Origin of the sequence: Acinetobacter sp. WC-743 (assembly GCF_000335555.1) — a bacterium.
GTDB classification, from domain to species: Bacteria; Pseudomonadota; Gammaproteobacteria; order Pseudomonadales; family Moraxellaceae; genus Acinetobacter; species Acinetobacter bereziniae.
In genome coordinates this window covers 56421-76825 of sequence record NZ_AMFQ01000085.1, presented here as the reverse complement: position 1 = coordinate 76825, position 20405 = coordinate 56421, and the positions used below count along the sequence as shown (strand labels likewise).

17 protein-coding genes are annotated in these 20405 nt (G+C 37.2%); 7 read left to right on the top strand and 10 right to left on the bottom strand.

The features are described 5' to 3' along the window. Window positions 1-96: 96 nt before the first annotated feature. Entirely contained in the window at window positions 97-231 is a 135-nt protein-coding gene (locus ACINWC743_RS25095) for a hypothetical protein (protein ID WP_009585599.1), read from the top strand. Window positions 232-412: 181 nt separating this feature from the next. On the opposite strand, the gene ACINWC743_RS12040 is transcribed toward ACINWC743_RS25095, so the two are convergent. The 3 genes from ACINWC743_RS12040 to ACINWC743_RS12030 form a co-directional block, all read right to left on the bottom strand. Then, entirely contained in the window at window positions 413-1096 is a 684-nt protein-coding gene (locus tag ACINWC743_RS12040) for a phosphatase PAP2 family protein (RefSeq protein WP_035301077.1), read from the bottom strand. Between the two features lie 315 nt (window positions 1097-1411). Then, entirely contained in the window at window positions 1412-2599 is a 1188-nt protein-coding gene (locus ACINWC743_RS12035; RefSeq protein ID WP_005030789.1) for an ammonium transporter, read from the bottom strand. 312 nt (window positions 2600-2911) lie between these two features. Next, window positions 2912-3397, bottom strand: coding sequence for a hypothetical protein (locus ACINWC743_RS12030; RefSeq protein ID WP_009585587.1), 486 nt, complete (start codon window positions 3395-3397; stop codon window positions 2912-2914). Between the two features lie 234 nt (window positions 3398-3631). Here ACINWC743_RS12030 and ACINWC743_RS12025 point away from each other — a divergent pair, with 234 nt between their 5' ends. Further along, a complete protein-coding gene (locus tag ACINWC743_RS12025) occupies window positions 3632-4243 on the top strand; it encodes a hypothetical protein (RefSeq protein WP_035301090.1) in 612 nt (203 codons plus the stop codon). Between the two features lie 2 nt (window positions 4244-4245). On the opposite strand, the gene ACINWC743_RS12020 is transcribed toward ACINWC743_RS12025, so the two are convergent. Then, window positions 4246-4869, bottom strand: a complete 624-nt coding sequence (locus tag ACINWC743_RS12020; RefSeq protein ID WP_009585571.1) for a hypothetical protein — start codon at window positions 4867-4869, stop codon at window positions 4246-4248. Between the two features lie 149 nt (window positions 4870-5018). Here ACINWC743_RS12020 and ACINWC743_RS12015 point away from each other — a divergent pair, with 149 nt between their 5' ends. Both ACINWC743_RS12015 and drt2 read left to right on the top strand, forming a co-directional pair. After that, window positions 5019-5861, top strand: coding sequence for an SDR family NAD(P)-dependent oxidoreductase (locus tag ACINWC743_RS12015; protein ID WP_035301087.1), 843 nt, complete (start codon window positions 5019-5021; stop codon window positions 5859-5861). A 676-nt stretch (window positions 5862-6537) separates the two neighbouring features. Beyond that, a complete protein-coding gene (drt2, locus tag ACINWC743_RS12010) occupies window positions 6538-7935 on the top strand; it encodes an antiviral reverse transcriptase Drt2 (protein WP_009585608.1) in 1398 nt (465 codons plus the stop codon). Between the two features lie 39 nt (window positions 7936-7974). Here the strand turns inward: drt2 and ACINWC743_RS12005 are convergent, their stop codons facing one another. Beyond that, on the bottom strand, window positions 7975-10869 hold the full coding sequence (locus tag ACINWC743_RS12005) for a valine--tRNA ligase (protein WP_009585629.1): 2895 nt from the start codon (window positions 10867-10869) through the stop codon (window positions 7975-7977). A gap of 336 nt (window positions 10870-11205) precedes the next feature. Here ACINWC743_RS12005 and ACINWC743_RS12000 point away from each other — a divergent pair, with 336 nt between their 5' ends. The 3 genes from ACINWC743_RS12000 (at window position 11206) to ACINWC743_RS11990 (ending at window position 13620) form a co-directional block, all read left to right on the top strand. Further along, complete coding sequence (locus tag ACINWC743_RS12000; RefSeq protein ID WP_009585569.1) at window positions 11206-11901, top strand: hypothetical protein; 696 nt, start codon at window positions 11206-11208, stop codon at window positions 11899-11901. Between the two features lie 79 nt (window positions 11902-11980). Further along, the gene (locus ACINWC743_RS11995) at window positions 11981-12778 is read left to right on the top strand and encodes an SDR family NAD(P)-dependent oxidoreductase (protein WP_004828191.1); all 798 of its coding nucleotides are present in this window, start codon (window positions 11981-11983) and stop codon (window positions 12776-12778) included. An 86-nt stretch (window positions 12779-12864) separates the two neighbouring features. Continuing rightward, window positions 12865-13620 (top strand): hypothetical protein, encoded by a 756-nt coding sequence (locus ACINWC743_RS11990; RefSeq protein WP_009585646.1) that lies wholly within the window; start codon window positions 12865-12867, stop codon window positions 13618-13620. Between the two features lie 45 nt (window positions 13621-13665). Here ACINWC743_RS11990 and ACINWC743_RS11985 read toward each other — a convergent pair whose 3' ends face one another. The 5 genes from ACINWC743_RS11985 to adeJ form a co-directional block, all read right to left on the bottom strand. Next, window positions 13666-14697 (bottom strand): agmatine deiminase family protein, encoded by a 1032-nt coding sequence (locus tag ACINWC743_RS11985; protein ID WP_035301085.1) that lies wholly within the window; start codon window positions 14695-14697, stop codon window positions 13666-13668. 174 nt (window positions 14698-14871) lie between these two features. Further along, window positions 14872-15300, bottom strand: coding sequence for a YbjQ family protein (locus ACINWC743_RS11980; RefSeq protein ID WP_009585573.1), 429 nt, complete (start codon window positions 15298-15300; stop codon window positions 14872-14874). A 9-nt stretch (window positions 15301-15309) separates the two neighbouring features. Then, window positions 15310-15660: a YbjQ family protein gene (locus ACINWC743_RS11975; RefSeq protein ID WP_004828198.1), complete on the bottom strand. Its 351-nt coding sequence runs from the start codon at window positions 15658-15660 to the stop codon at window positions 15310-15312. A gap of 111 nt (window positions 15661-15771) precedes the next feature. Then, window positions 15772-17226: a multidrug efflux RND transporter AdeIJK outer membrane channel subunit AdeK gene (gene adeK / locus ACINWC743_RS11970; RefSeq protein ID WP_004828201.1), complete on the bottom strand. Its 1455-nt coding sequence runs from the start codon at window positions 17224-17226 to the stop codon at window positions 15772-15774. Next, on the bottom strand, window positions 17226-20405 hold the full coding sequence (adeJ, locus tag ACINWC743_RS11965) for a multidrug efflux RND transporter permease subunit AdeJ (protein ID WP_009585584.1): 3180 nt from the start codon (window positions 20403-20405) through the stop codon (window positions 17226-17228). Before adeJ ends, adeK begins: the two co-directional genes overlap by 1 nt.

Genomic DNA, 20405 nt, shown 5'->3' with positions numbered 1-20405 from the left:
TGGTTTTTATACAAATTACTAGAAACCTTAGGGAGTCTCTATTTTATATTGTTGAGTTATAGACGGTCTTTCTATAATGGTGATATGGATGTTGCTATGTTGAATAAGGAGCGTGAACAAAACAAAGTACTGTTTTGTTTGCAGCGCAAGAATGCCGTTGAACAAAAAATGGTTGAGAAAAGTGAAGCATCACCTACGCAAATTTATTTAAACTTTAGCTGTAAAGTGTGAAAATGAAAGTTTAAAATCTTTCAATAATATTTTTATCACATTGATTTTATTGATTAAGAAAAATTATATTTTACTCAATGCGTTTTAACAGATTGACTATAATGTATAAAGACTCAAATTTATGATGATTTAGAACAGCCAAAGAGTCATCCTGCGACCTTAAACCTATAACGAAAAGTTGTTATTGGATAGCGGTTCTAAATTTATTATAGAAAATACGATAGACCAATAAATTAAACGTATAAATAATCCAACCTGTCCAAAGATTATGGCTAAGGAAATGTGCTCCACGCATCATTTGTCCCCAACCTGTAATAAAGCCAAGAACAAGCCCTAAACATAAGAAAAAATAGGCGATTTTAGGATTCGATTTTCTAAAAACAAAAAATCCTGTGAGCAGTGAAAAACCTGTACTTGCATGACCACCTGGAAAACAATGACCTTGGGTTGCAGAAAAATCCCAAACATAACCAAATGCAGTAGATTCGGTCATCGACCATGGACATGCATGTGCTGAGTGTGATTTTAATAATCCAATCAAAACAGTAGATAAAACACTGACCCAAAATAAATAACCAAGTTGCCATTTAAAGGCTTTGAGTTGATCAAACTTAAAAGAAGCAATCCATGAGAGTAGGATAATGACAAAAAAACCAATGACCAAATGTTTAATCAATTTGTGATTGATTTCTACTAAAAACCAGTTATTTTTTAATGGAAAATTTCCAGCAGAATCTATCCAAGGGTAGATTAACTGCATATCAATTGCACCACCAACTGGGAACATGAATAATAATATTAAAAATAGTATTCCCAATAATAAACTGTTTTTTAAAAAGAATTTATGCGACTCTAAAAAAGGCATGAAAAGGATCACTCAGTTGAATCATTTTAATCGTTTGCTATTAGAAAAAAATAAACTTAAATCAGACTTAATTAACCAACTCATTAAAAGAACTGACGAGTTTGATGTCTGTTCATAATAAAAATGATTCAACTTTAAGTGATTATCATTCTACTTATTATTTCAGTAAAAAGTCTCGTAAAATAGCAATCCATCATAATGAAATATTGATGATAAATAATGGGCATGGAGATTAATTTATTGTCATTTAAATAAAATATAAAAAAGCGGCTGTGAAAGCCGCTAAAAATGAAAAATAGAATAAAATGTTAAATATTAAAACATCGCATCCTCAGAGTTTGCTGAAATTTTATGTATGGATAAATCTGCTCCACGAAATTCATCTTCTTGTGATAGGCGAATACCCATAGTGACTTTGAGTATACCATAGACAGCAAATCCACCTGCAAGCGCAAGCAAAATGGCAAGCAGTGTACCAATGATTTGTGAGATCATGGATACGCCTCCGATTCCTCCCAACCATTGTTGTCCGAATAGCCCAACAGCAATGCCACCAAAAGCACCGCATACCCCATGCAAAGGCCATACCCCTAAAACATCATCAACTTTAAGTTTGTTTTGTGTATAAGTGAACAATTTGACAAAAATAAAACCTGCACAGATACCAATGAGCAGCGCACCAATTGGATGAACGACATCTGAACCAGCACAGATTGCAACTAAGCCAGCCAATGGACCATTATGTAAAAAGCCAGGATCTTCTTTGCCAAAGAAATTTGCAGAAAGTGTACCGCCGACCATCGCCATCAGTGAATTAATCGCAACTAAACCTGAAATGGCATCAACACGTTGAGCACTCATCACGTTAAAGCCAAACCAACCAACAATTAAGATCCAAGAACCTAATGCCAGGAAGGGAATTGAAGATGGTGGGTGTGCACTGACACGTCCATCTTTTTTATAACGCCCATTGCGTGCACCGAGGAGTAAAACTGCTGCCAATGCAATCCATCCACCCATAGCATGAACAACCACTGAACCAGCAAAATCATGAAATCCTGCACCAAATGTATCTGCTAACCATTTTTGCAATCCAAGGTTGCCATTCCAAGCAATGCCTTCAAAGAAGGGATAAACCAAAGCGACAATAAAAAGCGTAGCAATGGCTTGAGAGCGCATTTTTGCACGCTCTGCAATACCACCTGAAACAATTGCAGGAATAGCAGCAGCAAAGGTTAGCAAGAAAAAACAACGCATCAAATTGTAGCCGTGTTCAGCGGATAGCGTGGTGCCTGTATGGAAAAAATGCTGCCCATAAGCAATATAATAGCCAATAAAAAAATAGGCGATTGCTGAGATTGAAAAGTCAGTAATGATTTTACTGAGTGCGTTGACTTGATTTTTATGACGAACTGTTCCCAATTCTAAAAAAGCAAATCCTGCATGCATAGCGAGTACAAGCACTGCGCCAAGCAAAAGAAAGAGAAGATCAACGTTTTGCATATACGATTCTTTTTGGTGCTATATGTCACAAATTGGTTCAAGTATAACCAAGCAAATCTATTCGTGAAGTATCTGACTGTATGAAAAAATAGATCAAAAAATTCAAAATATTATTAAGACTCGATATAAAGCAAAAGCCTGCACTAAATTGGAATTATTGCACTAAGTTGATGCAATAACACAACATGGCTTAATTTTTAAGACATTGATATTTATTAAGTTAATTTTTATGGTTGAATGTTGAGTGTTAAAAATAAAATTCGCACTTAAAAACAATCCGATCAGTTGTATCAATGAAATTCAAAAAAAGTCTTACTTTTGCACTGTAGGGCTTGAACATGCTTTGTTTTTGTATTCCAAACGATCCTTTTCAAATTTTTGTCCGTTCCATTTATACACGTTAAAACATTTTGATCCATCATTGATGGCAATATCTGGCCAACCATGTCTGCCTAAAGTTGAAAGAAATTCAGGTTGACCGCGACTATTAAAAATTCGAACCCATTTCCGATCAGTTTGTTGAGTAACAATATAAAATCCAATCCCTGTGTCGGCATAGCATCCAATACCACCATCTACCACAATTGCATCAGGGCGACCATCTTTATTCAAATCACCATAATATGAAATATTGCCTAAACTACAACGGCTTTCCCAACCTAGATTGGTTTTTTTAAATTTTGCACTTTTAAAAATCTCTATTTGGATCTCTTCAGGTATTTTGGGAAGTGTGGCGTGACTCATTTGAGCCAACAATATGGACAGCATGCTTGAAATAAAAATTATGATATCTTTCATCATTTTACCTAATTATTTTGTGATTTGTTTATCATTATTTTTAAAATATGTATTTTAATCAAGCTTTTGTTGTGTAATGACAGGATTAATATAGGCTGAAAATAATTTCAACACTCAGTTTAATTTTTATCATTAATAATTTCATGTGCTTAGGAGGGTTTAGTGATGTTTTTCAGAGTTGTAAGTAAATATTTGATATAGAATTAAAGAATGTTAATGATCAATATAAAAAGCATGATTTCTCATTTTTGCAGTTATTATTTTAAAACCGTAACCTGTTGCTTTGTACTCAGCTTTTTATCTCATTCACTTTTTGCTCAAACTACCCAATATAAAACTTATCGTTCTAAAGTACTGAACTGTGGTGATGCCACATTTCAAGTCATTTCACAATGTGATGATTCAATAGATGGAGCAGAATCAGGAAGTGCGGGGCAGATACGGGACTCTTGTTCATCCAGTCAATTGCTGATCAACTGGAAAGAACAACAGAAAGTTTTGAACTTCCCAATCACCACGCCACAACAGAAAAACTTCTTAGAACATAAAGGTTATCATTTTAACTCTGTTATTCAATTTGGTGATTGGGCACCACAGAGCTTGGCATGTGGTCAAGCACAAGGTATTACAGGTTATTTTGTGATTGTGAATCAAGTCACGACCAATGATATCAATCAAGAGTATCGTGGCAAAGGTTCATTGAGTGAAGCCCCTATTGTATTAAACCTGAATGGAAGTTTTACCAGCGATTCAATCAAACAAAAAATCTATATTTTGCAAGAACAAAATAAACTTAAAATTTCTAAAGTAGTTGGTGCAAATGCGATTTTTGCCGATGAGGAATAGGATTAACACAGATAAATCCGCTTGATTCTATTGTTGTCTAAGAAGAAAACAGATGCACCACAAGTTTCTTCAATCACATTCACCTGAACACCATCGCCTTTAAATTTTAGATAGTGTTTGGGATCAATTTGCTCATCAGCGATGATGTCTCCGTTTTCACCGAAGCGATATTCTTCATCAATATAGATACCTGTTTTAGGCGCAATTTCAAAGCGTCCAAAAATATCAAGATCTTCACCTTCTTCTTCACTTTTATAGTAATAAACCTTGTCGCTGTCGGAGATCCGAAATTCAAAAAGATATTTCATGCCTTTTTGATTTGGATTTTTCAATACACGAAAGGCATCTCGTTTGCCATCTCCATTAAGGTCAACGAATAAGGGGTGTTTTAAATAAGTCGTGTCTATGTGATAGCCTTGTGGCAGTGGTGTAGGATTATTGACCAGCTGCTCTGTTGCTGATTTGGTCGGTAATGTTTGAGCTGGAGTAACAGCAGGTTTAACTTGCTGTAGATTTTTTTGCACTGCCGTTAAGTCAGTTGCTTTATCTTCTATTGACGTGGCAGGCTTTTCATGACACCCAATAAGAAAAATGATTAAAGTTCCAAGAAAAAAATGATGATTCATGTGATTTAAGTAATTTATTTATTTTCGATACCTCAGATTCTATCTTAAAAATTGCTTTTGTGAGGTCAAATGTCCTAAATTGAGCTTAGATTGTATGGTTGTTAATTCACATTTACTTAGCTTGGTTGAACAGGTCAGTGGAGAATATTTTGATTGTTTCAAATTCTGATCAAATTTTATCTGTTGTGATTACCGGTGGAACTCGTGGAATTGGTTTAGGCTTAGCGGAAGCTTTTTTAAAGCTAGGTTGGTCAGTCATGATTTCAGCACGGAATAGTACTCAACTCAATCAAGTAGTTGCTGATTTAGGGGGACGTTATTCAGCTCAGCGAATTTGTGGCGTCTGTTGTGATGTGGCTCAGTATGAAGATCTCCAAAAATTATGGGATGAAACAATTTTAAAATTTGGTCAGGTCAATGTCTGGATCAATAATGCTGGTACGTGTAATGCAGCAAGAGCCTTTACAGACATTACTCATACTGACATAGAAAATGTGATTAAAACCAATATACTTGGTACGATGCTGGGTTCTCAAGTGGCGTTAAAAGGTATGGCTCAACAAGGTTTTGGGCAAATTTTTAATATGGAAGGTTGGGGCAGCCGTGGCGAATGGAGCGCAGGAATGACGCCTTATGCAACCAGTAAGCGGGCAGTTGCCTATCTAAATCATGCATTAAATAAAGAAGCCAAACAAAGCAATATTTTGATTGGTACCTTAAGCCCTGGAATGGTGGCAACAGATTTGTTGATTTCTTCTTGGCAACAAGGTGAAGTTAAAAACTGGCACAAAATGAAATGGCTATTTATGTTTGTGATCGACCCACCTGAGCAAGTGTGTGGTTATTTGGCAAAACGAGTAAGCCAAAATAATAAGCGCAATGCGCGTATCGTCTGGATGACACCGTGGCGTTTGTTGCTTCGTTTTTTTCAACCTTATTATTGGAAAAGAAATCCTGTGCAGGGGACAGCTTTGGATCAACTCAAGGAATAGTGATTTTGCTTTGATGCATTCTTGGAATGATATTGAAAGAGCATACTTCCACCCTCCCCTAAAAGGAGAGGGAACTCCATTGTGTATCAAATAACGATAAAATTAGTAATTAAAGTTTCCTATTCCAGTAGTACAGAAAGAATAATGTTCGTTAGTTGAGCATAGTTTGTCAGGTTTTTAAAGTATAAGAGACTTTCAATACGCATCGAATCTCCATTAAATTCTTAATGACACCCTCATTTCTTTTGGATAAATTGGGTGAATGGAGTGTTTTTAATAGTTAATTAATTTAAAAATAATACTTTGAAAGTTCTCAATAATTATTTAGAATTGACATGCTTCTAATTGTTGTTTGATTAGTGGCTTGCTCATTGGAATATACTTTTTATTGCTGATGAGGATGTAAATGTAAACCTCACTCTTAATGAATAGTTCGAACTATTCATCAAGATCTCGTATATTGGTGTTATATCGATACTATATCCAAGATAGTAGAGTATAAGATTAAGAATGATTAGTAACATATTACACATGCTCCTTTGAAATGTTTAGACTGCACTTATAAAGGAGGAGGGCATAAGTAGGCTTGAGCGTATGCCCTCGATAGACTTTGGGGGGATGTTCTTATTAAAGAGAATACAGATAGCAGTCATTCTAATCTCCCAAAGTTGGCAAAATGAATAGTATTGTTGATATCTCTTTTTTTGAAAAACGTAATAAAGTTCGTAATTATTTACATTTTGATAAGAAAATAAATAATGAGTTACTTTTTAAATATATTGTTGATCAAGATAAAATTGCATCACATTCTTTTTTTCCAACAATTTCTTATATCTTAAATGATAAGAAAATATCACGAAAGAATAAAAAGAGAATTCAAATTAAAGAAAGTAATGGCAATATTAAAAAAATGAAAACAAAAATAACTAAAAATGATTTTAAAGAAAAAGATAGATTAATAAATTATTCAAGTCATATAGATGGTAATATTTATGCTTATTATTCAAAGCTTCTTTCTGATAAATATGAATATTTTTTAAAGATCAATAACCTTAATGAGAATATTATTGCATTTAGAAAAGTGATAAAATATAAAGATCCTAACGAAACTTACTCTTTATGTAATATACATTTCGCAAAAAATGTTTTTGATTATATCAATACTAAAAAAAATTGTTTTGTTTTGTGTCTAGATATTTCTGGTTTTTTTGACAATTTAAATCATAAAATTTTAAAATATATGTGGTTGAAGTTATTAGATGAAAAAAAATTACCTAAAGATCATTATCAAGTCTTTAAATCAGTAACAAAATATGCATATGTTAATAAAAAGGATCTGTATAAAGAGTTAAAGTTATCATTGAACTCCCGTACGCTCCATAAACGTATGAATAGATTATGTGATATTCAACAATTTCGTAATCAAGTTCGTAACAAAGGGTTGATTAAAAAAAATTTAAAGACAAAGGGTATTCCTCAAGGCTCACCAATTAGTGGTATGTTATCAAATATTTACATGATGGATTTTGATAAAAAAATATTTTCAAAAGTAAGAAGCATCGATGGGCAATATTATAGATATTGTGATGATATGATTTTAATTATTGATGAAATTTACGCTGATGAAATTAAAGAATTTATTACTAATGAAATTGGTGTTTTAAAATTAAAAATTAATGATAACAAGACTCAAAATATATGTTTTAAAGATGGCTTGGTTAAAAAAAATTATCCTCCAAGCTTTAATTACCCATATAAACTTCAATATTTAGGTGTTTTGTATGATGGAAATAACGTGTTTTTAAGGGAAACAGGATTATCAAAATTTCATTATAAATTAAGAAAAGCTATTAGAATGCGGAGTGCTCATTATCATAAATTAGTTGAAAATGACAAGCATAATAACAATAAAATTTATATGAGAACTTTATATACAAGGTTCACGTATATTGGTAACAGAAATTATGTTAGTTATACTTTTAGAGTAGCAAATGAATTTCAATCTAAGAATATTAAAAGGCAAATAAAAGGGCACTTTAATATTTTTAATGAATATTTGAATAAAAAAATATAGAATCTCCTATCGAAGAGGAGATTCTATATTTTAACAGCATTAAAGCGCCGCAATTTGTTCCATATTGGCTTTAATTTTCACCAATTGATCAGCAAACTCAGCAAGCTTGGCTTTTTCACCTTCAACAACTGCAGCAGGTGCTTTCGCCACAAAACCTTCATTGGCAAGTTTAGATGCAATCTGATCATGTTGCTTTTGCACTTTATCCAAGTCTTTTTGCAAACGCCCAAGTTCAGCTTTAGGATCAATCAAACCTTTCATTGGAACAAATACAGAAATACGACCCACAACAGAGGATGATGACAATGGAGGTTGTTCAGCATCTGTTAGGAAAGTAATGCTTTCAACTTTAGCCAATGCTTTAAACAATGGTTCAATACGTGCAATCTGCGCTTTTTCGGCATCTGTTGTATTTTGTAGCAATACTGGCAATAAACGGGCATTACCTAAGCCCATCTCACCACGAATATTACGTACCGCACCAATCAAACCTTGTAATCCAAGCATATCTGCTTCAGCCTGTTCGTTGATACGTTCAGGATTTGGTACAGGATATGGTGCCAACATAATGGTTTCGCCTTGGAGACCAATCATTGGTGCAAGTGTTTGCCAGATTTCTTCAGTCAAGAATGGCATGATTGGATGGGCAAGACGCAAAGATGCTTCCATCACTGAAAGAAGAACACGGCGAACTTCAGCTTTACGCTCAGTCGATACATTTTCATCATTCAGAACAGGCTTAGTCAGTTCTACATACCAGTCACAGTATTCATTCCAGATGAACTCATAAATCGCTTGTGCAGCCAAATCTAAACGATAGGTCGCAAACGCTTGTTGAACAGCAGCTTCTGCTTTTTGTAAACGGCTGACAATCCACTGTTCAGGAAGTTCCCAAAGATCTTGACGGACTTCCTGACCAATCGGCTGTTGTTCACAGTTCATCATCACGAAACGTGTTGCGTTCCAGATTTTGTTGGCAAAGTTACGGTAGCCCTCAACACGTTTCATATCGAACTTGATGTCACGACCCGTATTGGCAAGTGCACAGAATGTGAAACGAACCGCATCTGTACCGTAAGCTTGGATACCTTCTGGGAATTCTTTACGAGTTGATTTTTCGATCTTGGCAGCTTGTTTAGGATTCATTAAACCTGTTGTACGTTTTTGTACTAAAGTTTCAAGATCTACACCATCTATCAAATCTAAAGGATCAAGTACGTTCCCCTTAGATTTAGACATTTTTTGACCTTCACCATCACGCACCAAACCGTGAACATACACAGTTTTAAATGGAACTTGTGGTGTACCATCTTCATTTTTCATGAAGTGCATGGTCATCATGATCATTCGGGCAACCCAGAAGAAAATGATGTCAAAACCTGTGACCAAAACATCTGTAGGATGGAACGTATTTAAGAAATAGTTTTCTTTATCTTTCGCTTCATCGCCGGTCCAGCCCAATGTTGAGAATGTCCAAAGACCTGAAGAGAACCATGTGTCGAGTACATCTTCATCTTGGTTTAATTCAACATCAGCCGCGATATTGTTTTTCGTACGAACTTCTTCTTCAGAACGACCAACATAAATGTTGCCTTCAGCATCATACCAAGCAGGAATACGGTGACCCCACCAGAGTTGACGTGAAATACACCAGTCTTGAATGTTGTTCATCCAAGCCATATACATGTTGCTGTATTGCTCTGGAACGAATTTGATTTCACCATCTTTTACTGCTTGGATTGCAGGTTCAGCCAAAGGTGCAATTTTTACATACCATTGGTCAGTTAAGAGAGGTTCAATGATTACGCCAGAACGATCACCACGAGGTGGCTTCAATGTATAAGGCTGAATTTGTTCTAACCAACCTTCCGCTTCAGCTTGCTCAACTAACTTTTTACGCGCAGCAAAACGTTCTAAACCGACATAGTCTGCTGGTGCAGGAATCGTTTTAGAAATCGCTTCGCCTGCTTTGGCAATATATTCAAACTCAGCCAAAATTTCGGCATTTTTGTTGAAAATATTGATGATTGCGAGTTCACAGCGTTTACCCACTTCATAGTCATTGAAGTCGTGTGCAGGGGTGATTTTTACACAGCCTGTACCGAATTCTTTGTCCACATATTCATCTTTAACAATCGCAACCGCACGACCTGTGATCGGTAAAATGATATTTTTACCAACAAGATGCGCATAACGTTCATCATCTGGTGCAACAGCAACGGCAGTATCACCAAGTAAAGTTTCTGGACGTGTTGTTGCAACGACGATGTAATTTTTACCATCGTGAGTTCGTAGTGATTGATCTTCAAAGAAATATTTGAAGTGCCACAATGAACCTTGTTCTTCCTTATCAGATTCAACTTCTAAATCAGAAAGCGCAGTTTGTAGTTTTGGATCCCAGTTAACAAGGCGTTTTCCACGATAAATCAAGCCTTGCTCATGCAGTTTTACAAATACTTCTTTAACTGCATTTGAAAGACCATCATCCATGGTAAAGCGTTCACGTGACCAGTCTACAGATGAACCAAGACGGCGAATTTGACGGGTAATTGTTCCGCCAGATTGTTCTTTCCATTCCCAGATTTTATCAATGAATTTCTCACGACCAAGGTCATGACGGCTGATGTCTTGGGCAGCCAATTGACGTTCAACCACCATCTGCGTCGCAATACCTGCATGGTCGGTACCTGGTTGCCAAAGGGTATTTTTACCAGACATACGGTTATAACGTGTCAAAGCATCCATGATGGCATTGTTAAAACCATGACCCATGTGCAAGCTACCTGTGACGTTCGGTGGCGGAATCATGATGCAGAATGAGTCGCCTTTACGAGAAGGTTGGAAATAACCTTTCTCTTCCCAAGTCTTGTACCATTTTTTCTCGATCTCGGTAGGATCGTAGGTCGTAGCAATGTTTTGCGCTGAATCAGTCATAGTAAAAACAGATCAAAAGTAAGTAAAAAATTGCATTCATTGTAGCAAATATTCTTCAGGAATGTTGAATCCTGTTGTGGAGTATTTACGTTGAATAAATTAAATATGAATAATCTTAGTTTTGATTGAATTTTTTGCTAAAAAATATGACAAATGTTGGAAAATAAAAGATTTTAACTTGGTCACATTTACAAATAGTTTTTTTAGATTATTGATTTATTGACATTATTTTATCGAGTTGCGATGTTGATGAGAGTATTTAAAGACAATGCAACATTTATATGGTTTTGTTAAGATCAAGTCTAGTCGGATAAAACAACAACAGGGCATAGTGCAATGCAATATAAAATTGATTTATTAATCAAACAACACACTTATCAAGAGTTGAAAAGTATTACTCAAAGTTTAAATAATGGGGAAAAGCGGGATTTGGCAAAACAATTGGGCAATGTGTTTACGGATATGTCTTGCCAAGTATTAGATCAAGTTTTTGGAGCTTTACTCGAAGAACAGCGTAATAACCCAACATTAGATGCAACTGGTCAAAAAAAGCTGAAAGAGGCTGAACAAATTTTTTCTCAAATCGAAGGAGCTTTTAAAAAATATATGCCTTGGTCGATTTCCTTTTTTAGTAATGATCGTTTAAAACCAGTAGCAAATCATATTCTTAAAAAATTTGAGGATTCAGAGGCAAGTGAGGTGGTGATGTATTACCAATTAGATCGCCATCTTGGAGAAGAAGCGAGCAGTAACATCCAGAAAGTGATTGCTGGTGACACGCATGCTTTACCAGCAACCTTAAAAAATTTAGTTAAAATTATTGATCTGGGCGTATCTGAGTTTATCCGTGATCCTAAGACATTGTTAAAATTTAATTTTGTCGTTGATAAGACTTTAAATGGAGTAATCAATATGATCACCAGTACGGGGTATAAGCGCTTAGAAAAAGTGGGTGAAGAATATAATCCAAGTCACCCTGAAAAAGCTCAACATTATGCGAAACATTTTAGTAAGTTTTTGGTTGAGGCTTAAAGTCAAAATAAAGATGCCTGATTGATTTGACCTGCCTCGTGGTCTAATATTTATTTGTCCTATTCAAGAGCGTATTTACATGGAAAGTTTAGATGGAAAGGTGGTTTGGATTACGGGTGCATCATCAGGTATTGGTAAAGCTCTAGCTGCGGAATGTGCATTGCAGGGTGCGCAGGTGATCTTAAGTGCAAGACGTTTGGAAGAGCTGGAAAAAGTTCGTGTGAGTTTGCTTCACCCTGATCATCATCTTTCCGTAGCAATGGATATTACTGATGAAGCACAAGTTCGTCATGCTTATGAACAGGTCCTTGATCAAAAAGGGCGTATAGATTTGTTGATCAATAATGCCGGTTTAAGTCAAAGAGCATTGATTACAGAAACCAGTATGCAGACCGAACGCGCAATCATGGAAATTGATTATTTTTCACAAGTTTTTTTGACTAAACTGGTATTACCTACATTTATTGCTCAAAAATCAGGACGAATTGCTTATATCTCAAGTGTTGCTGGGTTGTTAGGAACACAATATCGTGCAACATACTCCGCGGCAAAGGCGGCTATTCATATGTGGGCAAACAGTCTACGGGCTGAAGTGGCGCAGGATGGGGTAAAAGTTTCGGTGATTTTCCCTGGTTTTGTGAAAACCAACGTTTCATTTAATGCTTTAAATGGGGCAGGTAAGCCACAAGCACATCAAGATGAAGCAATTGAAAATGGCTTGGAAGCTGATGATTTTGCAAAGCAAACTGTTTCAGCACTTTTAAACGGTCAAGAATATATTGTAGTCGGTGGAGCTAAAGAAAAGTTGGGGGTGTGGGTATCACGTTTGTCTCCTACAACTTTGTATAAGATGATCCGCAAGATGAAAGTGAAGTAATTGAAGCTACTTTATTTAGATGCATCTAGTAGCTATTGATCTATCTATAAATATCTGTCCATACACTTATGTTATATGAGATACCCATGCAAAAAATTATATTTAAAATAAGTGGCTTATCTTTTGTTTTAAGTGGCGCTGCTTATGCTGGTCTGTGTGATGATCATCAAGTGGTCAACAAGGTCTTGAAACAAGCCAAAATTACGAAGGCTGAACAGTCATTGATTCACTGTAAATCTGATCCTGTTGATGATTCAACGATGATTATGGCTTATGCTCAGTGGATTTCTGTTAAAGATCGTCCACAAGAAGGTGAATATTATTTGGATTTAATCAAGTTTAAGCCTGAAAACTTAAAGGTTATAGATCATTATCGTGTTACTGAACCCATGGTTTCTGATGCAATCAGTTTGGATTCAATTGAGTTGGATACAGTAAATTATAAAGTCACTGAATCAAATCGTGCATTGGGATTGAGATTGAATTATTCAGGGCATTCACAGCCCAATCCATTTTCCATGCAACTTTTAAATTTATATGATCTGAAAAATAAAAAGCAAATTTTGGACAGTTTGATTGTCACCCGAGATCGTGCAGAAACAGATATGGATTGTAATGCGGATGCAGAAGAGCGTACTTCTACGCTAGTGATGCAGAAAAATCAAACCAAAAAATATACCGATATTCTGGTCAATAGCAAAATTAAACGTTATCAGATGCAAATAGTCGCTGAGGAATGCCAAGAGGTGAATCATCAATTCAACCAACAACGTTTCACATTAAAATTTGATGGCAATCAATATCGAATTCCTCAAAGTTATAAAGATGAATATCAATATTAACAACAAGGTAGATCTTGGTTTATGGTCTGTAGTCTTGGTTAAGCGTTAAGGTGCTTTGATTAAAAATTTAGACATCAATTCCGCATTTTTCCCTCTCAACTGCCATGACATACACCGAACACCACCACCCATTTTGCAGACTTGAGCGGATTGCACAGGAATAACGGTTCGTTTGGTCAGTCGGCGAATCTGTTGCAGTGCAACAGCATCCTGTTTGATCCCAAATTGTGGAAAATAAATCCGTTCAGGAGTTACCAGCATATTGGTATATAAGCCACAAGCGGAACCAAATTTTTCATCGTAAATTTGGCTGCCATCATAAGGCGTCACAATCTCGTGAATCTTGATATTGGGAATACCTCGTTGCAAATCTGCTTTGAGTTGTTTCGAATAGTCAGGATCTTCTGGATATGAGTTGATGACAACTGTTTCTTTTTCGATAAAGCTGACTACTCCATCTGCATGTTCTAAGCCACCTTGTTCATCTGCTTCAATAAATGCAATATGTTTTGCACCCGTCAGTTGAATTAGTTTTTGCCGTGCAGCAGTTTCAGATAAATGATTATCAGATAAAAATTTAGTGCTGATCACCACATTCCCATAACCATCTTCAACCCAATTACCGCCATCGTTCAGTAATGGAGTTTGGATAAATTGCAGTCCTGCTTTTTGACTATATGCTTTAAACTCTGCTTGAACATCATCGGAAATGGCTTGAGCTTTTTTGCCTCCACCTTGTCCTGCTGCTGTATAACGAAAAATAATAGGTTGATTGGGATTAGCACTACTAAAATCACGCATCCAAATATCTTGCATTGGCGCTATAGCAACATGCTGTTTTCCCAAAGCTTTGACATAATCTGGATAAAGCTTTTGATCGGTTAAAATTACAACATTATCACCATGTTGAATAATTTTTTTCGCATAATCGACATGAAAATCAAAAATGTCATCGATGACTTTTGAATAATATTTATCATGGCTTTGTGGAGAGGCAAGTACAATTAATTCTGCTTTTATGCTCAATGGAAGCATGGTGATCAATCCTATGCTAAGTTGCAGTGTTAAATTTTTCATTAAGCCAAGCCGATGTGCATCATTAAAAAGTTGTAGTTTTTTACAACCAAATCTAGGATATAACAGTTGAATCAATCCTGAGATTATCCATGATCTGGCTAGCTGAAGTAAATCAAGATCATTCATTTTTGTACAGAACAAAACGAATGATCGATGTTTAAACACATACAATTATTAGGTTGCCGTACCATAAGCAAACACTTCAACCATGCCGCCTTGCATGCCGAGTTCAGTTGTACTTAAACGTAAGCCCATAATATGGGTTGATCCTACTTTCTCAGCTTCTTGTTTTAAACGCACAATTGCTTCGCGCCGTGCACGATCAACTACAGTTTCATAAGTGGTTAAACGTCCGCCAAAAAAATTCTGAATTTGTGCAATGATGTATTTAAAGTAATCATGAGAAATGACCACATTACTACTGATCAATTGCCCTTGACGTTCAGAAGTCTGAAACTTATTGGTATCAATACGAATATGCGCAAGGCGTTGTTCTTTTTCCGCCAATTCCTTTAGATGCTTTTGTTCAATGAATCGCCCGAAGCCCCATCCAATAAAAAACAGAACCAGTGTTAATGCGATTTTAAAAATTAAACCATCCATTTACGTTGCCTAATTTGAAAATGGGTCGGGAAGTTGTGTTTGCTTTGGCTCAACAATTACTGCTGTACCATAAACAAAAAGTTCTGATGCCCCTTGTGCAATATTTGAGGTGGAAAAACGAATCCCCACAATAGCATTGGCACCCAAAGCTTGTGCTTTTTCAATCATTCGATTCATGGCTTCTTGGCGCGATTCTTCTAATAATTCGGTATAGCCTTTCAATTCACCGCCCACAATATTCTTTAAACCAGCCATCAAATCACGACCGACATGCTTGCTTCGAACAGTACTTCCGTAAACCACATCAAGTTGTTGCTTAATATTGTGGGCAGGAACAGTTTCCAAATTGCTTAATTTCATTGTTTTTCAATATTCAATAATGATGATTTGTTTCCAACATAGAAAATTCTGCTCCAAAATGCAATAAAAAAAGCCCACCGAAGTGAGCTTTTATGATCAATTTGATTTTACTTACTTTTTATCGTTTGGATGATATTTCAATTCAGACGAAGAAGCAGGCTGTGCAATTTGATCTGAAGTATTGGCTTTCAGACCACCACCTAAGGTTTTATACACTTCAATTTGATTGTTTAAATTGGCTTGTTCTAAAAGTAACAAACCTTGTTCAGCAGAATATGAAGTACGTTGCGCATCTAATACCGATAAGAAACTGTCAATACCTGCACGGAAACGGGCATTTGAAAGTTTATAGGTCGTATTGGTCGCATCAACCAAACGTTTCTGTGCAGATAGACGATCACCAATATTTTGACGTGTCGCTAAAGCATCATTCACTTCACGGAAAGCAGATTGAACAGATTTTTCATAATCAGACAACGCAATTTGTTGATCTGTTTCTGAAATTTTAATGTTCGCTTTACGAGTACCCCAATCCCATAGTGGAATATCAAGGCTAGGACCTAAAGACCATACGAATGAGCCAGATTTAAACAAATCACTTAAATCTGTCGACGCATAACCCGCAGAACCCGTCAAGCTAATAGTTGGGAATAAACGTGCTTTAGCAGCACCAATATTCGCACCCGCAGCTGAAAGTTTATATTCTGCTGCTTTAACATCAGGACGGTTGTTCAACAAGTCACTTGGCAAGCCAGCAGCAAATGCTGAATTTGTGGTAATACGTGTTACACGTTGTTTAGGCAGCAAATTATCAGGAACTGTTTGTCCAACAAGTAAGTTCAACAAGTTTTGAGCTTGAGCAATTTGTGTCTTATAGTTCGCAACATCATTTCGAGCAGTTTCAACGGAGATCTGTGCCTGACGAACAGGAACTTCACTGTCAATACCCACATCAAAACGTTTTTTGTTGAGGTTATAAGAATCGAGTTGCGCTTTGAGTGTTTGGTCAGCCAGTTTAAGTTGTGCTGTCGCAAAAGAATAATTTAACCAAGCCTGTGCAACTTGACCTATTAAGCTGATTTGCGTTGCATCACGTGCACTTGCAGTCGATAGATAAGTATCTAGTGCATTGTCTTTTAAACTTTTTACACGACCCCAAAAGTCCAACTCATAAGAAGTTACACCTAGACCAACGTTATAACGTGTCTGAGCACCCATGCCTTGGTCTTGACGTAAAACACCGCCGCTTGCACCAATCGTAGGTAACTGATTGTTTTCAGTGATTTGATAAGCTTGTTGTGCACGTTGAATATTCAATGTTGCTGTACGTAAATCACGGTTGTTGGCTAAAGCAAGATCGAGCACTTGAAGCAAGCGTTGATCTGCAAAAAACTCTTTATAGCCTTGTGAAGCAATGGACGTACCCGTGCCATTATCAATATAACTCGTAGGTATGTTCGCTTGAGCTACCGGTTCTGGGCCACGCATGCTTTGACAAGCTGTCAAAGCAAGCGCAAGTGCAGATACCGCAATGCTACGACCTGAAATAGACCATACGTTTTGCATCACGATTTATGCTCCTGAATATTTTGATTTTTAGGTTTGTACTTAAAGATACTACGAATCCATACGAAGAATACAGGAATAAAGAAGATACCTAAAAGTGTTGAACTAATCACACCACCCAATACACCATATCCGACTGAGTGTTGGCTACCAGCGCCTGCACCTGTTGACAGAGCAAGAGGGAGTACACCGAAACCAAACGCCAAAGTTGTCATAATGATTGGACGTAAACGCATTTTTGCAGCATGCAATGTAGCTTCAAACAGCTCTTCGCCTTTTTCTTGCAACTCTTTCGCAAATTCTACAATTAAAATCGCATTCTTCGCAGACAAACCGATGACTGCAATGAGTGCCACTTGGAAGTAAATGTTATTGGAAAGATTTGGATCTCCTTTAATGATCATACCGAAATATGTCAATAACACCGCACCCAATACACCTAATGGAACCACAAGTAATACTGAGAATGGAATCGACCAGCTTTCATAGAGTGCTGCAAGACACAAGAATACAATCAATAATGAAAGCGCATACAAGAATGGTGCTTGAGCGCCAGACTCACGTTCTTCTAATGATAAACCTGTCCATTCATAGTCATAACCTGACAAGCCCATAGATGGTAATTTGGCAATGATTTCTTCCATTGCTGCCATCGCATCACCAGAGCTGACACCAGGGGCTGGCGTACCTTGAATGTTGACTGAGGCAACACCATTGTAACGTTCTAGACGAGGTGAACCATAAGTCCATTTGCCTGTTGCAAAAGCAGAGAATGGAACCATTTCACCTTTGCTATTACGCACATACCATTTGTTTAAGTCCTCAGGCATCATACGAGCATTCGCATCACCTTGGACATAAACTTTCTTCACACGACCACGGTCAACGAAGTCATTGATATAAGAACCACCCCAAGCCATGCTCATGGTTGAGTTGATATCAGCAATGCTTACACCCATCGCACCTGCTTGCGCTTGGTCGATTGTGATTTGATACTGAGGCGTATCTTCTTGACCATTTGGTCGTACACCGACAAGACGTTTGTCTTGTGACGCCATGCCCAAGATCGCATTACGAGCAGCAATCAGTTTGTCATGACCTTGACCACCTGGATCTTTTAACTGCAAGTTAAAACCAGCAGTTACACCTAATTCAGGCATTGCAGGCAATTGCAGTGGCATAACATATGATGCATCTTTGATGATCATGTTGAGTGCCATACCACGTTGAATAACTGCACCAATCTGTTGTTCAGGTGTTGTACGTTCTTCCCAATCTTTCAAACGAATGAAAGCAAGCCCCGCATTTTGACCGACCCCAGTGAAGGAGAAACCAGCCACACTAAATACAGATTTAACCGAATCTTTTTCTTTATTTAAGAAGTAGTTGGTCATGGTATCAATGGTTTTACCAGTACGATCCAAAGTCGCATTTGGTGGTAATTGTACCAAGGTCATGACAATACCCTGATCTTCTTCAGGTAAGAATGAAGACGGCATTTTGATAAATACAGTGACCAATACACCGACTACAACAGCATAAATAATTCCTGAGAATATTTTATGGTGAGTCATGCGGTTTACACCATTTTGGTATTTTTCCGCAGTACGATCAAAAGCATTGTTAAACCAACGGAAGAAACGTGCAAAGATGTTATTGCTTTGTTCTTTGTTTGGATCATGCTGTTTCAAAATAGTCGCACACAGTGCAGGCGTAAATGTTAAAGCAACAATTAATGAAAGCACCATCGCAGTCACGAGCGTGATCGAGAATTGTCGATAAATTACACCTGTTGTACCCCCAAAGAATGCCATTGGAACGAATACAGCAGTCAATACTGAGGTAATACCTACTAATGCACCAGAGATCTGTTTCATTGAAAGTTCTGTGGCAGTGACTGGATCTAAATGATCTTCCTGCATGACCCGTTCAACGTTTTCGACCACAACGATGGCATCATCCACCAAGAGACCAATCGCCAGAACCATCGCAAACATGGTCAGTGTATTGATTGAGAATCCAAATAGATTGATGATGGCAAAGGTACCCAACACAACCACTGGAACAGCCATTGTTGGAATAATCGTTGCACGCCAGTTCTGTAAGAACAAGAACATGACAAAGAATACAAGAATAACCGCTTCGATTAAGGTATGAACCACACTTTCAATCGACAGTTGAATAAATGGCGTGGTATCAAATGCCAATTCATCTTTCATGCCAGCAGGGTAGTTCTTACGTAAATCAACCAAACGCGCTTCAACTGCTTTCGCTGTATCTAATGCATTGGCACCCGTCGCAAGTTTAATTGCAACACCGCCAGCAGGTTTACCATTGTACTTCGAGTCAAACTGATAGTTGTCCGCACCTAATTCAACACGAGCAACATCACCTAAACGTACTTGAGCACCGTCACTGGTGTTTTTCAAGAAGATGTTTTTAAACTGTTCAGGTGTGGTCAACATGCTTTGCGCATTAACCGTTGCGTTCAGCACTTGCCCATCAACAGATGGCGCACCACCTAATTGACCTACAGCAACCTGTGAGTTTTGTGCACGAATTGCTGCTGCAACATCACTCGGTGTAAGCCCTAAACTGGTTAATTTTGCAGGATCAAGCCAAATACGCATCGCATATGAACCACCAAACACTTGCACTTCACCCACACCCGCCACACGGCTTAATGGTTCTGAAATGTTTGAGTTTACATAGTCCTTAATGTCATTTGCAGAAAGGCTGTCTTGTGTAGAATAGAATGCAAGTACCTGTAAGAAACTTGCGCCAGACTTGGTCACTTTCACACCTTGACGTTGTACATCTTCAGGCAAAAGCGCAGTTGCTGACTGTAATTTGTTTTGTACTTGAACTTGGGCGATATCTGGATCGACACCTTGTTCAAAGTTTAATTGGATTGAAGCCTGACCGTTACCCGCACTGTTAGATGAGATGTAACGTAAGCCATCCAAGCCATTCATTTGTTGTTCGATAATCTGTGTAACTGTATTCTCAACAGTTTCAGCAGATGCACCTGGATATGTCGCAGAAATTGTGACAGTCGGTGGTGCAATCGTCGGATATTGTGCAATGGGCATTTTTGTCAGCGTGAGTACACCCGCTAACATAATGACTAATGCAATTACCCATGCAAAAATCGGACGATGAATAAAGAATTGAGCCAT

What these genes read in the sequence shown, in the direction of transcription:
- ACINWC743_RS25095 (WP_009585599.1), top strand. Translation starts at nt 97, where the DNA reads ATGTTGAATAAGGAGCGTGAACAAAACAAAGTACTGTTTTGTTTGCAG.
- ACINWC743_RS12040 (WP_035301077.1), bottom strand. Translation starts at nt 1,096, where the DNA reads ATGCCTTTTTTAGAGTCGCATAAATTCTTTTTAAAAAACAGTTTATTA.
- ACINWC743_RS12035 (WP_005030789.1), bottom strand. Translation starts at nt 2,599, where the DNA reads ATGCAAAACGTTGATCTTCTCTTTCTTTTGCTTGGCGCAGTGCTTGTA.
- ACINWC743_RS12030 (WP_009585587.1), bottom strand. Translation starts at nt 3,397, where the DNA reads ATGAAAGATATCATAATTTTTATTTCAAGCATGCTGTCCATATTGTTG.
- ACINWC743_RS12025 (WP_035301090.1), top strand. Translation starts at nt 3,632, where the DNA reads ATGATTTCTCATTTTTGCAGTTATTATTTTAAAACCGTAACCTGTTGC.
- ACINWC743_RS12020 (WP_009585571.1), bottom strand. Translation starts at nt 4,869, where the DNA reads ATGAATCATCATTTTTTTCTTGGAACTTTAATCATTTTTCTTATTGGG.
- drt2 (WP_009585608.1), top strand. Translation starts at nt 6,538, where the DNA reads ATGAATAGTATTGTTGATATCTCTTTTTTTGAAAAACGTAATAAAGTT.
- ACINWC743_RS12005 (WP_009585629.1), bottom strand. Translation starts at nt 10,869, where the DNA reads ATGACTGATTCAGCGCAAAACATTGCTACGACCTACGATCCTACCGAG.
- ACINWC743_RS12000 (WP_009585569.1), top strand. Translation starts at nt 11,206, where the DNA reads ATGCAATATAAAATTGATTTATTAATCAAACAACACACTTATCAAGAG.
- ACINWC743_RS11995 (WP_004828191.1), top strand. Translation starts at nt 11,981, where the DNA reads ATGGAAAGTTTAGATGGAAAGGTGGTTTGGATTACGGGTGCATCATCA.
- ACINWC743_RS11990 (WP_009585646.1), top strand. Translation starts at nt 12,865, where the DNA reads ATGCAAAAAATTATATTTAAAATAAGTGGCTTATCTTTTGTTTTAAGT.
- ACINWC743_RS11985 (WP_035301085.1), bottom strand. Translation starts at nt 14,697, where the DNA reads ATGAAAAATTTAACACTGCAACTTAGCATAGGATTGATCACCATGCTT.
- ACINWC743_RS11980 (WP_009585573.1), bottom strand. Translation starts at nt 15,300, where the DNA reads ATGGATGGTTTAATTTTTAAAATCGCATTAACACTGGTTCTGTTTTTT.
- ACINWC743_RS11975 (WP_004828198.1), bottom strand. Translation starts at nt 15,660, where the DNA reads ATGAAATTAAGCAATTTGGAAACTGTTCCTGCCCACAATATTAAGCAA.
- adeK (WP_004828201.1), bottom strand. Translation starts at nt 17,226, where the DNA reads ATGCAAAACGTATGGTCTATTTCAGGTCGTAGCATTGCGGTATCTGCA.
- adeJ (WP_009585584.1), bottom strand. Translation starts at nt 20,405, where the DNA reads ATGGCTCAATTCTTTATTCATCGTCCGATTTTTGCATGGGTAATTGCA.